Origin of the sequence: Vibrio kyushuensis (assembly GCF_050337325.1) — a bacterium.
GTDB classification, from domain to species: domain Bacteria; phylum Pseudomonadota; class Gammaproteobacteria; order Enterobacterales; family Vibrionaceae; genus Vibrio; species Vibrio kyushuensis.
Genome location: NZ_JAKJSV010000008.1, coordinates 206,363 through 221,886, shown reverse-complemented (window position 1 = coordinate 221,886; position 15,524 = coordinate 206,363). Strand labels below are relative to the sequence as shown.

The 15,524-nt window shown below is 42.7% G+C and carries 14 protein-coding genes and 1 pseudogene; 8 read left to right on the top strand and 7 right to left on the bottom strand.

The features are described 5' to 3' along the window. Positions 1–231 precede the first annotated feature (231 nt). On the bottom strand, positions 232–1,032 hold the full coding sequence (gene nagB, locus L4D20_RS18580) for a glucosamine-6-phosphate deaminase (RefSeq protein WP_428803078.1): 801 nt from the start codon (positions 1,030–1,032) through the stop codon (positions 232–234). A gap of 335 nt (positions 1,033–1,367) precedes the next feature. Here nagB and L4D20_RS18575 point away from each other — a divergent pair, with 335 nt between their 5' ends. After that, complete coding sequence (locus L4D20_RS18575; protein ID WP_428803077.1) at positions 1,368–1,619, top strand: DUF3081 family protein; 252 nt, start codon at positions 1,368–1,370, stop codon at positions 1,617–1,619. A gap of 200 nt (positions 1,620–1,819) precedes the next feature. Here the strand turns inward: L4D20_RS18575 and L4D20_RS18570 are convergent. After that, a pseudogene (locus L4D20_RS18570) lies at positions 1,820–2,170 on the bottom strand (MaoP family protein); the annotation flags it as partial. A 289-nt stretch (positions 2,171–2,459) separates the two neighbouring features. Here L4D20_RS18570 and L4D20_RS18565 point away from each other — a divergent pair. The 3 genes from L4D20_RS18565 to L4D20_RS18555 are packed head-to-tail and all read left to right on the top strand — an operon-like array spanning position 2,460 to position 4,730. Beyond that, on the top strand, positions 2,460–3,833 hold the full coding sequence (locus L4D20_RS18565) for a DNA-3-methyladenine glycosylase 2 family protein (protein WP_428803076.1): 1,374 nt from the start codon (positions 2,460–2,462) through the stop codon (positions 3,831–3,833). Continuing rightward, positions 3,830–4,306 carry a methylated-DNA--[protein]-cysteine S-methyltransferase gene (locus L4D20_RS18560; RefSeq protein ID WP_428803075.1) on the top strand — a complete coding sequence of 159 codons (477 nt, stop codon included), beginning with the start codon at positions 3,830–3,832 and terminating at the stop codon, positions 4,304–4,306. Before L4D20_RS18565 ends, L4D20_RS18560 begins: the two co-directional genes overlap by 4 nt. 13 nt (positions 4,307–4,319) lie before the next feature. After that, complete coding sequence (locus tag L4D20_RS18555) at positions 4,320–4,730, top strand: hypothetical protein (protein WP_428803074.1); 411 nt, start codon at positions 4,320–4,322, stop codon at positions 4,728–4,730. An 80-nt stretch (positions 4,731–4,810) separates the two neighbouring features. On the opposite strand, the gene nhaD is transcribed toward L4D20_RS18555, so the two are convergent. Then, positions 4,811–6,250 (bottom strand): sodium:proton antiporter NhaD, encoded by a 1,440-nt coding sequence (nhaD, locus tag L4D20_RS18550; protein WP_428803073.1) that lies wholly within the window; start codon positions 6,248–6,250, stop codon positions 4,811–4,813. A 311-nt stretch (positions 6,251–6,561) separates the two neighbouring features. On the opposite strand from nhaD, the gene L4D20_RS18545 reads away from it, so the two are divergent. From L4D20_RS18545 to L4D20_RS18535, 3 genes are read left to right on the top strand one after another with little or no spacing between them, the layout of a single operon-like run. Continuing rightward, a complete protein-coding gene (locus tag L4D20_RS18545) occupies positions 6,562–7,314 on the top strand; it encodes a nucleoside recognition domain-containing protein (RefSeq protein ID WP_428803072.1) in 753 nt (250 codons plus the stop codon). Further along, on the top strand, positions 7,314–7,781 hold the full coding sequence (locus tag L4D20_RS18540) for a YjiG family protein (protein WP_428803071.1): 468 nt from the start codon (positions 7,314–7,316) through the stop codon (positions 7,779–7,781). The genes L4D20_RS18545 and L4D20_RS18540 overlap by 1 nt, the downstream gene beginning before the upstream one ends. Before the next feature lie 9 nt (positions 7,782–7,790). Next, positions 7,791–8,915 carry a M20 family metallopeptidase gene (locus tag L4D20_RS18535; protein WP_428803070.1) on the top strand — a complete coding sequence of 375 codons (1,125 nt, stop codon included), beginning with the start codon at positions 7,791–7,793 and terminating at the stop codon, positions 8,913–8,915. Between the two features lie 141 nt (positions 8,916–9,056). On the opposite strand, the gene L4D20_RS18530 is transcribed toward L4D20_RS18535, so the two are convergent. From L4D20_RS18530 to L4D20_RS18520, 3 genes are all read right to left on the bottom strand, one after another. After that, positions 9,057–10,361, bottom strand: a complete 1,305-nt coding sequence (locus tag L4D20_RS18530; protein ID WP_428803069.1) for a dicarboxylate/amino acid:cation symporter — start codon at positions 10,359–10,361, stop codon at positions 9,057–9,059. Between the two features lie 782 nt (positions 10,362–11,143). After that, positions 11,144–11,683 carry a phosphatase PAP2 family protein gene (locus L4D20_RS18525; RefSeq protein ID WP_428803068.1) on the bottom strand — a complete coding sequence of 180 codons (540 nt, stop codon included), beginning with the start codon at positions 11,681–11,683 and terminating at the stop codon, positions 11,144–11,146. 163 nt (positions 11,684–11,846) lie between these two features. Beyond that, positions 11,847–12,800: a LysR family transcriptional regulator gene (locus L4D20_RS18520; protein ID WP_428803067.1), complete on the bottom strand. Its 954-nt coding sequence runs from the start codon at positions 12,798–12,800 to the stop codon at positions 11,847–11,849. Positions 12,801–12,904: 104 nt separating this feature from the next. On the opposite strand from L4D20_RS18520, the gene L4D20_RS18515 reads away from it, so the two are divergent. Then, positions 12,905–14,266 carry an MATE family efflux transporter gene (locus L4D20_RS18515; RefSeq protein WP_428803066.1) on the top strand — a complete coding sequence of 454 codons (1,362 nt, stop codon included), beginning with the start codon at positions 12,905–12,907 and terminating at the stop codon, positions 14,264–14,266. Between the two features lie 13 nt (positions 14,267–14,279). Here L4D20_RS18515 and L4D20_RS18510 read toward each other — a convergent pair whose 3' ends face one another. Then, the gene (locus tag L4D20_RS18510) at positions 14,280–15,482 is read right to left on the bottom strand and encodes an MFS transporter (protein WP_428803065.1); all 1,203 of its coding nucleotides are present in this window, start codon (positions 15,480–15,482) and stop codon (positions 14,280–14,282) included. Between the last annotated feature and the right edge of the window lie 42 nt (positions 15,483–15,524).

The following is a 15,524-nucleotide window of genomic DNA, read 5'->3' as shown; positions in this document are numbered from 1 at the left end:
CGATTTCAAAAAATATTGTTCTGTCTATTTTATCATTTACATTTGGTTGCGACAGCAGGTCACACATTCAACAGGATTATATAACTTGTTGTAATAAAAAGAAGTTTTCAATTGCATAAATATACAAAAAGCCACGCAACTGCGTGGCTTTTTTAACTCATAACGAATCGTGCTAGCGAAACTTATGGGTATCTATTCATTTTAACTCGAACTTGATTCGAGAAAATCAGCTTAGAAACCTTTGATGTTCTCAGCTTCTAACTCAGAGAAGTACTTAACCGTTTTAACTTTAAGCTCTTGAGTTGATGGCTCATCACAAACGATCACTGATTTAGGGTGAAGTTGTAGCGCTGATACAGTCCATAGGTGGTTTACAGAGCCTTCAACAGCTGCTTGCAGAGCAAGTGCTTTGTTGTGGCCAGTCACTAGGATCATGATCTCATGAGAGTCCAATAAAGTACCAACACCGATAGTCAGTGCGTATTTTGGCACTTGCTCGATATCACCGTCGAAGAAACGAGAGTTAGCAATACGAGTATCTTCTGTCAGTGTTTTAATACGAGTGCGTGAAGCAAGAGAAGATGCAGGCTCGTTAAATGCGATGTGACCGTCGTTGCCTACGCCACCCATGAATAGGTTAATTTTGCCGTAAGACTTAATTTTGTCTTCGTAACGTTGACACTCAACTTCGTTGTCTGTTGCATTGCCATCAAGAAGATTGATGTTCTCATCTTGGATATCAATGTGGTTGAAGAAGTTTGAGTACATGAACGTACGGTAAGATTCTGGGTGATCTGAAGGAATACCAATGTACTCATCCATGTTAAACGTAACAACGTTCTTGAAGCTAACTTCACCAGCCTTATGTAGCTCGATAAGTGCTTTGTACGTAGCAAGTGGAGTACCACCTGTTGGTAGGCCAAGTACGAATGGACGCTCTGCAGTTGGATTGAAATCGTTGATGCGCTTAACGATGTGTGCTGCCGCCCACTTGCCTACTTGTGCTGCTTTGTTTAACGGGATAAGTCTCATTGTTTGCCTCGAATATTTGAATTTTGGATGCTTTGAAACATTAATTCGCATTATAAAATAAGTTTTTGCGATCTGCTATTGTTTTTGGTCAATTTTTTTGCGTTTACTTTCGCCAATGTCATCTATCGTTGTTGTTTCTAATAAGTAATTCAACAAATTAGCCATATTTTTTCTTGCTAGTCTGTCTCGAGCATAATATTAGAAATCATGTGTACTGCTGCTAGAGTTACTGGGCTTAACAAACTTTACGCTGACACATTTTTTTCTGAGAACTTATGCAATGACGTAGTTTTTTATCCATACTCAGTATATGTAACTTAAGGGAGGGTCATACGATGAAAGACAGTCTAAACCCGAAAAAGATATTTCTTGCTTATGAGCAGGTGATGGCTTTGGGGGAGGTCACTCCAAATGGAAAAGTATTCAGTGGTATAGAGGCGTTTAGTGAACACGAAGGCTTTCTTGTTCATCTGCGTGGGGAAGGGATTGATTTAAAGGTCTGCTCTTCGCATCGTTTTCACATCGATTACAATGAACCCCACTGCCGTGATACATTTTTAGAAAAGCTGGCGACACTTGCAAAATAGCCCCGATACTATGGATGGATATTTTGCTAATGCGACCAGCGGAGGATTAGGTGCATTGTCAGGGATTGTCAGGGATTGTCAGCCACCTGCTGTGGTGAAACCTGAATTGAACCTTGAGATAGATTGGAGTGGCTTAGTTCAGCCTCTTCTGAAGATAATTCGTCGAGTGAAATTTCAGTATCGTAATTTAACTCATCATCATCGTTAGCAATGTAAGTACTCGTATGACGTCGTTGATTACTTCGCGGCTTTTCACTGCTGCTTAATGAGTGGAATCGTTTCTTGCCACGTGTTAGCTGGATGTATTTAAGCCAGACTTTTTCTAATTTAGATTTGGCTTTTTGTGGTGACTTTAATGCTTTGATAAACTGCTTTTCTTCTGAGTTTGTTGGCTCAATGTCACCTATTTCAAGTGCTTGCATGGTATCGCCATACATAACCATTAGCTCTTCTTCTGCAAGGGTGAAATCACCTGATTTTGCAAATCCTCTCGGGAATTTCTTGTTATCGTAAAATCTCTTTTTTCCGAATCTAAACTCAACGTCAGACATAACAGCCTCTATTAAATACAATCGTGAACATGTCACTTTTAGGGTTTATTATTGGACGAAACGAACAGAGAGTTTTGTTTGTTTCGTTGCTTAATTTTGCTGATTTATATTTCATGAATATTGCAAAAAAAAGAAACAATAGAGACTGTGTTAGAAGTTTGAGGCAGCGCCGATAAAGTAAACTAAATATATGAGAAAAAGTGATTACGATTGAGTTCCGAAAATGGCTAGCTCAAGTAATCATTATTGTTACACTCTTACTCATTATAGGATTTTAAGGCAAAGGAAGATGGCTCTTACCCAATACTCAGCTTTGACTAGTGAACAATGCCAAAGTGCACGATTAACCCGAGATGCCCGCTTTGATGGCCAGTTCTTTATAGCGGTTAAAACGACGGGCATATTTTGTCGGCCGATTTGCCCAGCCAATTTGCCTAAAGAGCAAAATGTTGAGTACTTTTCAGACAAGGCCGAAGCACTCAATGCAGGCTATCGCCCTTGCTTACGTTGTCACCCTGACAGCTCACCTAACTCTTGGGCGTGGAAAGGCGTAGAGACGACTTTTCATCGAGCCGTTCAGTTGATAGAGCAAGGCGCATTGATCAACGGCAATATTGAACAGCTATCTGACAGATTGGGAATAAGTAGTCGCTATTTGCGCCAATTGTTTCAAACTTATCTTGGATTGTCGCCAAAACAGTATGCTCAATATCATCAGCTTATGTTTGCTAAACAATTGCTTCATTCAAGTTCTATGGCCGTGACAGGCATTGCTTATGCGAGTGGTTTTCAAAGTGTTCGCCGTTTTAATGATGCGTTTAAGAAAACACTCAAACTCACACCAAGTCAGGTGCGAAAACAAGAGAAAGGGAATTGCTTAGAAAATACTATTTCGATGGCATTTCGAGGTCCCTTTAACTGGTCACATATGCTTAATTTTTATCGAAACCGTGCAATAGACGGGGTTGAATTAGTGACGGAAACAACCTATGAGCGACATGTTCGAATTAACGGAGGTCAGGCATGGTTCAAGGCTTGGGTTGAGGGAAGCAAGTTGCATGTTGAAGTTAGGTTGGACGATCTGAGTCAGCTTAGGCATCTGGTTAATCGAATTCGGACTATGTTTGATTTAGATGCTGACATCAATAATGTAGAGCAACATTTGTCTAATATCGCTCCGGGGTTAGTTCATACATCAGGAATTCGAATCCCAGGAGTCTGGAGCCCTTGGGAGGCGGGTGTTAGAGCCATCATTGGCCAACAAGTCTCAGTAAAAGCAGCAATCGGTCAACTTAATTTATTAGCTAAAAAGTTAACGAATGTAGATGCTGGCGACAGATATTTTCCAACAGCACTTGAAGTTGCTAACGCGGATTTAGACTTCTTAAGAATGCCTCAAAGCCGTAAAGATACTTTAAAACGATTCGCTAATTTCTATATTGAAAATGAAGAAGTAAATCCGAATGAATGGATATCGATTAAAGGGATAGGGCCATGGACAATTGATTATGCACTGCTGCGGGGCTTATCCATGCCAGATCGATTTTTATCTGGCGACCTTATCGTTAAAAAAGCGATGAGTGCATTTCCTCAACTTACTCAGAATTCTGTTTCACCATGGGGTAGCTACGCTACTTTTCACTGCTGGGAATACTTGCCATGAACAGATACACCAATTATCAAAGTCCTTTTGGGTCACTAACCTTACAAGCCAATGAGCATGGCTTATTAGGCGTTTGGTTTCCAATTCATACAACTCAACCAGCACAATTAGGACAAAAAGATGAGAGTTTTCCTATACTAAAAGAAACGATAACTCAGTTAGATGAGTATTTTTCGCAGAAAAGGAAAGAGTTTTCATTGCCAATAGCGTCGCAGGGCACCGATTTTCAACAACAGGTTTGGCGCGCTTTATGCAAGATTCCTTATGGTGAGTCTTGGAGCTATCAGCAGTTAGCTGAGAAAATTGAAAACCCAAAAGCAGTACGGGCAGTGGGGTTAGCAAATGGAAAGAACCCTGTTTCTATCATCGTGCCTTGCCATCGAGTGATTGGTAAAAGCGGTAAGCTAACGGGTTATGCTGGTGGTATAGATGTCAAAAAAAGCCTATTGAAGTTGGAAGGTATTTTAAAGTAAGGAAACAAAGGCTATGGATAAATCTTTGACACTTAAAGCTGTCATGATAATAGGGCTAGTCGCCTCTTTGCAGGGGTGTTTTCAGGAAAAGTTAGAAGAGATGGTGAACCATGAAACCTTAGCTTTCGAAGGCTTATATTCCAATCAATATAACGATAATACATTGACGTTTAAAAAAGGAATAATGAATCAGAAGTTTGAGGATCATTTGATTGTTCGGGAGTTTCAAGTTGAAAATAGCCATGTTTATATCAAGTTGGCGAATAGTTCAAAAGAGAAGCGAGAAGATTTAGTAATGCGCATACATGGTGACGGAGAAGTACTGACATGCAGTACTTGTGCGAAATACAACATGGTGAACATTTGGGTGAAAGAGGATTTTATCGCCCCCGCCCAACCTATGATACTTAATGATAAAAATTAGCCTTTCTAGTCGGATAGAAAAACGCCACGTAACAGATCATCTATAACGTGGCGTGAAGTAGTGTTATTAGCTATTAGCTATTAAGTAAATAGCTGCCCGTTTAGCATAAGATGCGCAGCGATACTGGCGATGTAACCTAACATGATGACAGGCATCCATTTAAGGTGACCAAAGAACGTATATTTACCATGAGCCGCCCCCATAAGAGCAACCCCTGCCGCAGAACCAATTGATAGCAAACTACCACCAACCCCAGCAGCTAGTGTGACTAACAACCAGTTGCCCATTGACATAACCGGCTCCATGGTTAAAACGGCAAACATGACCGGAATATTATCGACAATCGCTGATAGAACACCAACCATGATATTTGCCCAGACAGGATCCCACTGTGAGTACATGATCTCTGAGGCAAGGCCTAGATAACCGATCAGGCTTAGACCGCCGACACACATTACTACCCCGTAGAAAAATAGCAGCGTATCCCACTCGGCGTGAGAAACACGGCGAAATACATCAAAAGGAACCACAGAGCCTAAGCGTTTCAATGCATAGTCATCACCGTTAGCAATGGCCATCGCGGCTTTTTTGGTGAGTGATGTGTGTAGAGTGCGACGTAAGAAGAAACCAAAGAACTGCAAATAAGCGAGTCCCATCATCATCCCTATGACTGGTGGGAAATGCAGTACGGCATGGAAAGCAACCGCAGTGGCGATTGTAAGAATAAATAAGCCGACAATGCGTCGCGCTCCCCGCTTTAGCTCAACGTGTTTGTGTTCAACGTTAGGTTTAGTTGCAGGAATAAAGAACGACATAATGACTGCTGGTACAACGTAGTTAATGACCGATGGTAGAAACAGTGGCATGAACTCAGAGAACGAGACATGACCTGCTTGCCATACCATTAACGTTGTAATGTCACCAAATGGACTGAATGCACCGCCAGCATTGGCTGCAATGACGATATTAATACACGCAAGATTTACGAATTTGGTGTTATCCCCGCCAACTTTTAGTACTACAGCACACATCAGAAGTGCCGTTGTTAAGTTATCGGCTATTGGGGAAATGAAAAATGCCAGTACACCGGTTATCCAAAACAGTGCTTTGAAATCGAACCCTTTGCCTACCATCCATGCTTGCAACGCATCAAACAGTCGCCGCTCTTCCATAGCGCTGATATAAGTCATGGCTACAAGCAAGAATAGTAGTAATTCCGCGTATTCAAGTAAGTTGTGTTCAAGCGCCGCTTTTGCAATATCTATCATGCCATTTTGCTGATAGACATAACCGATCATTGCCCAAATTAAACCGGCGGCAAGCAGCACAGGCTTTGATTTTCTAAGTTGGAGATACTCTTCTAACATCACGAGTATGTAGGCGAGGGTAAAGAGAGCGAGCGCTGCAAAGCCTACGGTAGATTGGGTAAGAGAAAGATACTGTTCACTGTTAACGGATGCAAAAGATGGGGATGCAAAAAAGGTGAGTAGCGCACCGAGAATTAACCACTGCTTATTCATACATATTCACTCCTTGAAATGATGACTTGTGCCAGTGTATACATATTTGTTTACATTCACTGTGAGGCATATCGGATCTGATTGAATTGCATCCATTTGTTGGTTTTACATACCTATTTATCCTGTGAATTAAAGCTCTTAATATATTCACTTTAATGGCGTATATCTCTGCCATATTGATAAATATGTAAAATTTGATCTTGGTTCTATGTTGAATTGCAGTTAGAAGTTCCTCTTGATTTGGATCATCAAAATGGATGTGTTTTTAAGCAATATTATAGCTGTCTTGTTTTATATGCAGAGGTAGTTATATGTCTAGTTCCATCGTGTCAGATCGTAAAGTAACGTGGGGGTGTTATGTTGCACTCGCGTTCGCAGTGGTGTTCTTTTCTGGTTTATTTCAATCGAGTGAATGGTATGGCGTTTTTGACTTTACCACGCTTAATGGTGCGTTCGGTAGTGTAGCAGGGGCGGTAACCGAAACCGCAGATGGCGTTCAGGTTGCTACAACGACACTTCGCGGCCAAGGTGGCAGTGGTGCAAGAGATGGTTTCATTTTTGCGCTGACTTTAATTCCGACAGTCATGTTTGCGCTTGGTATGATCAATGTATTAGAGCACTACGGTGCACTAGAAGCGGCTCGTAAACTATTAACTCCCCTACTTCGACCTTTAATGGGTATTCCTGGTAACTCTGGCTTAGCGTTAATTGCTTCACTACAAAGTACTGATGCGGGTGCGGCAATGACACGTCAGTTGAAAGATGAAGGCCATTTAACCAAGCGTGAAACGGATGTTTTTACTATGTTCCAGTTTACTGCGGGCGCGACGATTGTGAACTTCTTCTCATCTGGCGCGGTTCTGTTCACGCTAACTCTAGCCGATGGGTCTTTAGCTGTAACGTCCTCAATTGGCTTAGCTGTTGTGGTTATGTTTGCATTCAAGTTTATTGGCGCAAATTTGTTCCGTGTTTACCTCAATATTACTGAGGGCAAAGAGGACGATTTAAATAATAATGAAAAACAGGGTAACGACCAATCTGAGTTAACCGAGGAGAAAGCATAATGAGCGAAGTAAAAGCGAAAAAACCGATGGTGACGGACATTTTTGTCGAAGGGGCAAAAAAAGGTTGGGTGATTGCAACGACATCAACCGTTCCGAATGTATTGATGGCGTTTGTGATCATTAAAGCGCTACAAATTACGGGTGCTCTTGAGCTGATGGGGACTGTATTCTCTCCAATTATGGCGGTATTTGGTCTGCCGGGTGAGGCTGCTGCTGTTCTCATTGGTGCTTGGATGTCTATGGGTGGTGCTGTCGGTGTTGTGATTACACTATTTGATCAAGGCATTCTCAATGGTGTTCATATTGCGATTCTTGCGCCTGCGATCTATTTGATGGGTTCACAAGTTCAATATATGGGGCGTATTATGGGTCCTATTGGAACGGAAGGGCGCTATATTCCCGTGATGATTGCGATATCAGTGCTTAACGCATTTGGTGCAATGCTTGTTATGAACCTCATTCTGTAAGGAGAAACAATGGACTTTTCACTCAAACAATATTTAGAAGAGTTAAAGCCGCTCGTCAACTTGGATTGCGGTACCTACACCATAGAAGGCATTGAAGCCGTAGCTGCTCAATTTGAGCAAAAGTATGTTGATTTGCAGGGCTGGAATGTAAAACGCATTGATTGTGGCGTAGCTGGCGTTGGGCTTGAAGTTCGAAATAAGCCTGAAGCAGAGCATATTGATGTGATGCTTATTGGCCATATGGATACTGTCTTTGCACCGGGAACCGCCTCAGCTCGGCCGATGAGTATCGATGAGCAGAAAGCCTATGGTCCTGGTGTTTCTGATATGAAGTCGGGGCTGCTGAATGTTGTTTATGCGCTTCGAAATCTTGATCCAAAAACACTAGATAAACTCTCGGTCTGTGTCTGTATGAACCCAGATGAAGAAACAGGATCATTGTATTCCGTTGATTGGATTCAGGCGACAGCAAAGAAAGCCAAGCATGTATTAGTTGCTGAAGCCGCTCGCGCCGATGGCGGTTTGGTCAAAGCCCGAAAAGGCATGGCTCGCTACAAAATAGTCTTCCATGGAAAAGCAGCCCATGCGGGTAATGAGCCTCAAAATGGATGCAGCGCCATAACCGAAATGGCGCAATGGATCATTGCGATAAACAAGCTAACAAACTTCGAATCGGGCAGTACGTTGAATGTAGGCGTTGTTTCTGGAGGCTCAGGAGCCAATATAGTCCCTGATTATGCCGAAGCAGTTGTGGATGTACGCTTTTGGAATAACGATGAATACGATGCGATTGACAGCCAGTTGACGGGAATGAGTCAAACTCCCTTCCTTGATGGAGTTAGCATAGCGCTTGAGCGAGAAGCTTATAAACCTTCTATGGTGCCAACAGAAAACACTCAAGCATTAATGAGTTTGGTTGAGCAAAGCGCCAGTGAGCTTGATATTGATATCAATTGGAAAGAAGTGGGGGGAGGTTCAGATGCGAATAATACTGCGATTTTGGGTATTCCAACGCTGGATGGTTTAGGCCCAATTGGCGCTGGCTTCCATAGTGACGAAGAGTACCTGCTACTTGAATCGATTGAGCCTCGCATTCGCTTATTGATGCGTGTGCTAGAAAAGCTTGCTAAGTAGACATGACTTAAGCTTGTCTCCAATACGTGAAACAAAGAAAAAGCCCTAATCACTCTTTCATATATTTGAATAGAAAGTACGATTAGGGCTTCGTTTTTATGTTGTGTTTGTTTCTGTATTTTCTTGTCTATATGACCGGGACTAGGCGTTCACTTTCTCTAAGTGGACTTCTTCTGCCTTCTCACCAGCCTTTGGATCGTTGAATACTGATTCATCCAACGCCCCTTCAGATTTAGCAACAATCATTGTCACGGCGCTATCACCAGTAATGTTTACTGCGGTACGTATCATATCCAGTAGACGGTCAACACCCATGATAAGCGCGATACCTTCTAGCGGTAGGCCTACTTGGTTAAGAACCATAGCCAGCATGATCAAGCCTACACCAGGAACACCAGCCGTACCGATAGACGCTAACGTTGCCGTTAGAATCACAGCAAGGTAGTCACCCATTGTAAGGTCAATGCCGAATGCTTGCGCGATAAATGCCGTTGCTACACCTTGCATGATCGCCGTGCCATCCATGTTCACTGTCGCACCGAGTGGGATAGTGAATGACGCAACTTTATTGTCAACGCCTAGACGGTTTTTAGCAGTTTCCATTGTTACTGGCATGGTTGCGTTTGAAGAAGCTGTAGAGAATGCAAACATGATCGCATCTTCCATCTTCTTCAAGAAGGTAATAGGGCTTAGGCCCGTGAAACCTTTAAGTAATACGCTGTATGTTACTAGGCCGTGAAGCAGTAGTGTACCTGCAAGAACTGCGAAGTAACCTGCTAGGCTCCAAATAGCGCCTAAACCTAAACCTGTGAATAGCTTCGCCATTAGGAAGAACACACCAAATGGTGCAATGTGCATCAACAGAGCAACTAGCTTCATGATGACAGCATTAAGATCGACGAATAAGCTAGCAATACGCTCACCAGATTTACCCGCGGTGCTGATAGCAATACCGAATAGAATAGCGAATACGATAATTTGTAGAGTCTTACCTTCTGCCATCGCATTGATAGGGTTGGTCGGGAACATGTTAATAATAACTTGTCCCAAAGATGGAGCTTCTGCAGATTGGAAAGACGCTGCTGCAGTTAAGTCTGCACCTGCACCAGGCTGGAACAGCGTACCCATAGTCAATGCTAGAGTAATGGCCACAGCAGTGGTGACGATATAGAACGCAAGTGTTTTACCACCCATGCGGCCTAAGGTTGAAAGATCTTTTAGTGAACTCGTTCCACATACAAGTGAAACAAAGACAAGTGGAACAACAAGCATCTGTAAGCTAGCAATAAAAATTTTGCCACCTACTTCAAATAGACCATTCACAATGTACGTGTGAACAAAGCCTTCATCACCAAACAGGAATCGAACGGCGAACCCTGTCAAAATACCCGCTACCATGCCAAGAATAATTCGGCCTGTTAGCGACATCGGTTTTTTTGTATTCATGAAGAACACTCCTTATTTTTATATACTTCAAGTTCGGTTTGAAGCGAGCAGGAGACTATCAGTCATTCTTAAAAATAAAAAAGCAAAAACCATGACTAGATTAATTGATGTGACTGTTATCACGTAATTTTATAGTGTTTTAACGATGCATATCTATTTACAACAAGAGGTATTAACTAATTTTATCATTACTGCAACATTACTTTCTTTGGTGATATCAACTCTGCTCACCTGTTAACATTTGTGGTGGCGCCCATTATATGGGACTGGTTGCAATAAAAAACGGGTTCTATTGATTTTTAGTTGAGTGGAACATCGGAAAATCCGAGTTTGTTTTTCAGTTATAGCAAACCTTAACCCCCCATGAATAAAGAGATTGAGTATATTTATGGTTACTTTGTGAACACTAAGAGAAAGAAGCTAAAGAGCACAGCTTAGGGTTGGATTAATTAGGCTAATAGAATGGTGTTTTATTATTTGCTAGGTAGATAGATTAGGGTTTCTATGTGTAATGTATTCGATTACACGGCCAGAAAACGTTCGAACTGAAAATGCACGGCATGGTTCAATATAGAGGGAAATGAAAAGCCGCTTGCCTGAGTGGTTAATTTAGAGCGATCTCTATTGCGAATTAGTCTAGCTAGATAAGTGGAAGAGTCGATCAATCCTAATCGAAATTTACTAGGTATATAGAGGGAAGCAACTATAACTAAGGAAAGTGAGCAATAAGAGTGTCGTGCGTGGGTAAAGAACATTGAACTTCACCCTACTTTATCGCTTAGTTACCATTGATATTGCATTGAGAGCCCGTAGCTGTCATTTTCTATCCATGGTACTAGCTGAACATTCTCATCAAATGCATCGGTAAATACCCAAGCAGAAAGCGAGCCGATAGCTGCGCCAGCCAATACATCCTTCCAATAATGTTGATCAGCTTCAACTCGCCCGACAGCAACCAGTGTTGCTAAGGTATAAGCGGGTAACCCTGCCTCCCAGCCATAACGTAAATGCAGTGTAGTAGCAGAAGAGAAAGCATTGGTTGTATGGCCTGAAGGGAAGCTGTTGTAATTGCTTTTATCTGGTCTTTCCGCATCAATCGTTTTCTTACCAATAAATGCGACTCCTGCAGCTGATGCAATACTAAAGCCCGCTTGTTGGAATCCTTGCCAGTCTCCTTTATAAGCCGGAACAGCTAATGCAGCGCCCACTAACCCATAAGCACCAATATCACTCACTGTTTTCCAAGAATCAGAGCTCATTGCTTGAGTAACAGTCGACACAGCCAAAAGAGGGAGGGCAAGGTAAGCAGCCTTAAGGTTCATTCAAAATACCAATAGTTTATGATGGATAATGGTTTACGACGGTCAATCGATTAAAGCGTTGAATCATCGCCGCATTTATAACACAGCGAAGGGTATCTGAGTAGCGCACATCGAAAGACAAGGGGCAGTCAGGCTTATGAAAGAATGCGTTGGTGGTTATTTTTTATGAGCGCGACACATTATTTAGCCATAGGTACTTGTTTTCAAGTGCTTTGAGTTCAGAAATATCTTGCTGAGCGAGGTCTAAAACCCACTCTACAATGTCAGCGATAATTGGCGATTTGGTGCGTTGGTGGCAATAGTACTGCCACGCACCTGACTTTACTTCTGTTCCTTCTGGGCAATAAAGAAACTTTTGCTGTAGCTCTGGAAGTATAAGCAAAAGATCAGTCACGGTTACGCCTTGTCCTGACAGGCAAGCACTCAATGCAAGATCGAGAGTAAAAAAGGTTGTATGCTTTACCGAACTTGGTGAAGGGATGGGATGAGAGGCGAGCCAATCATTCCAATCATCGTGTGCGAGGGTAGAGTGAAGCCTACGCATTGTTAGTAATGAGGCGAGATCCTGATTCTCAACAGTGCTACTGATACGACACACTGGAGCCATGTACTCATCACGCAATAAACGAACATCAGGTAAAGACGGGTATCCGTCCTTTTGTCTAGAACTGAATATCAATAAGTCGTAATCCCCGCTGTTTAGGCTAGCTTCCTCCTCAAGTGACGGTATCACCGTAATATCATGATCAGGGTAGCGTTCACTGAGTTGATGTATTTTGGGAATAAGGCATCGAGTCGCGTAGGTTAACGCCGATTTAATCACTATTTTCTCGCGCTTTGGTGCTTGCCATGATTCTATCAGTGTTTGCAATGATTGGTAGTTGTTCTGCAACGTATGCGAAAGCTGCTTACCTTTCTCTGTTAACTCAATAGAACGATGGTGTCGAATCACCAACGTTGCCATAAGTTCCCCCTCCAATTGTTTCACCTGACGGCTAACCGCACTTTGGGTGACGTGCAATTCATCAGCAGCCATTGTAAAGCTTGCTAGCCTAGCGACAGCCTCGAATGCTCTTAATCCGTTATGAGAATGAGGAAGGGTTGAATACGGTGTCATACAAGCGCCTTTCGCATGAGTTTAATGAATGTCAGTGTGACTGATATATCATTTGAATGCCATCTCTATCCCTCATAAAATTGGCGGAAATAGAAGAGGTCACCATGAAAAAGATACTATCACTCGCATTCCCATTAATCATATCTCAACTTATTGCTATGGCATTGGTATTGACTGACGTGTGGATGATGTCGCGAATTAGCGTTACAGCGATTGCTGCGGGTGGTTTAGGGGCGTCTGTCTATTTCTTTATCTTTATTATTGCGAGTAGCACTGTGGGTTGTGTTGCTAACCTCATTGCTATTGCTTATGGTCAGCGAGTTGCTCGCCCAGAGTATGGCAATCAACAGATCCGTTTTGCCGTTAAAGGGGCAGTGGTCCTTTCCGTAATTTTATCTATATTGCTGTTGGTTCTATTTCACCTAGCACCTTGGGTATTAACAAAAGCAAACCAACCAAAAGAAGTTGTCACGCTCGCAATGCTTTATGTTGATGCTTTGAAATGGGCAATATTCCCCTCGCTCATCCTTTTAGTATTAAGAGGATTAACCAGTGCGTTAGGTCATGTACGTTCAGTGATGGTTATGTCGGTGATCACTGTCATTATTAATATCCCAATCAGCTATCTTCTGGCGTTCCCGTTAGGTCTAGGGCTCACAGGTTTAGGGGCAGGGACGGCGCTATCTGCATTATTAGTCGCGATTGGTTATGGTGCTTGGGTCTTTCAGCGTGAAGAGTTCGCGCCATTTGCTCCTTGGATAAATTTAGACGAATACTCGCTGTCATTAACAAAGCCTCTACTGGCTATGGGGTTGCCTATTGCCGTAGCCGCTCTTCTTGAGCATGGCCTCATCTATGGTGGTACTTTGATGGCAGGCACCATTAGTATCGCTGCGTTAGCACTACATCAAATACTACTTCAGTGCTTAAGCTTAACTTGGAATATCAACTTCGGTTTATCTCAAGCCGCTGCGATATTAATTGGTCGAGATTTTGGTGCTGAAAATTATCAGGAAATGAAAAAGACCTCATGGAACAGTTTTGTGTTGGTAACGCTCATCAGTGTTATCTTGGCAGCTGGTTTTATCTTTAAACCAGAGTTGGTTGCCCAGTTCTTTGGTATAGATGATCCACAATTGGTTATGATGCTATCGGGTGTTATCTGGGTGGTTGCGCTCGGGTTCATTGTTGATGCGTGGCAGCTTCTTGCAATTAACCTTTTGAGAGGCATGAAAATTGTCGTCGCACCAACATTTGTTACCTTGGTTGGATATTGGTTATTTGGCTTACCTTCTGCTTGGTGGCTAATGAACCATTTCGAACTTGGCGGAATATGGGCAGGCATTGGTATTGGCCTTGGTGTTACCGGTGTCCTTCTACTGGTTCAATTGCTTCATGCACTAAATAGACATCAAGATAAAAACCAAACACTTACTGAACATGGTGATCTCGCCCGCGTTAGCTAGCCAATAGTTGTCACTAGTTAGTCGCGACTAAATCATTTTCAGATTTTAGATCAGACGTACTGAGTGTCAGCATGATAACGCTGGCAATTAGGACGACTAAGGCAGCAATCAGAAAACCAAGCTCCGTTAACTTAAAATGGCTTAACAGCGCTATAAGTACATAGCTTAGGCTTTGCATCATGGTCGCAAACATGGCCATGCCCCCATCGACACGACCCCGCTGATTAATCTGAACGGTTAAATGCATAAGATTAGTTCGAGCGATTCGATTCGTTGCGTTGATAAACCCAAAGCCGAATGTAAAGACCAGTAGATAGATTGGCTCGAGTGAAACCCCCATTCCGAATAGCATTACCACTAACCCTAACATTGAAAATTGCATCGCAGTTTGGTGCGTGAACGTACCTAAAATACGGCTAATCAGAAACCCTGTGAGTAACGCCCCTGCACCGAAGCTAACGTTATAAGCGGCAAGCCAGTTTCCTGCTACTCCATTTTCGGCGAACCAAATAGGTACCAGTTTCCCTAGAAATGTCACAATAGGGTACGATAACGTCGACAACAGCAAGAAAAGGTAGAAGCGAGGAGCAAGGCGAAAGATCCCAATGCTCTCTATGAGCTGTTTCGCAAACGGTGACTTTGGCTGTTGTAAACGGTTTCGTTGGTAAGGCGTGAGGAGATAGCAAACAGCAGCAATGGCCGAGGCAATTGAGGCAAATAGGGCGAACTCAAGCATTCCCCAAGTCTGAAGCAACACAATCCCCAGCGCCCCCGCACCTAGTGTCGTCGTTTGTAATACTACCTCTTGAAGGCCTGAAATCGATGTGTATTCATTCTTGTTGTAGTTTTCCTGAGTAAAGGCGCTGTTGGTCGCCCATGCAAAGTTACTTGATACCCAAAATATCAGTTGAGACGCAGCAAGTAGCCAGTGATTACCCATATCTAACCAATAAGCGATGGCAACACCCGCTGCGGTGAGTGACTGAATCCATTGGTTTAGTATCAGCAGAGACTTACGTGAATTTCGGTCAATAGAGGTCGAGAAAAATGGGGTCAATATGAATGAAGTTACTGTACAAGCTAAAGCGACTAGGGCGACGAACGTACCCATGTTCGGAGTCTGAAGAATCACCCAAGGCAATGCCATCATAAAAAGACCTGATGAGATACCATCAAAAAATCGTCCGGTTAAATAGGGGGCAGTTTTGTTTTTCATCGTCTTCTCCATGTATGAAACTCCATTTGGTGTTACTGTAAA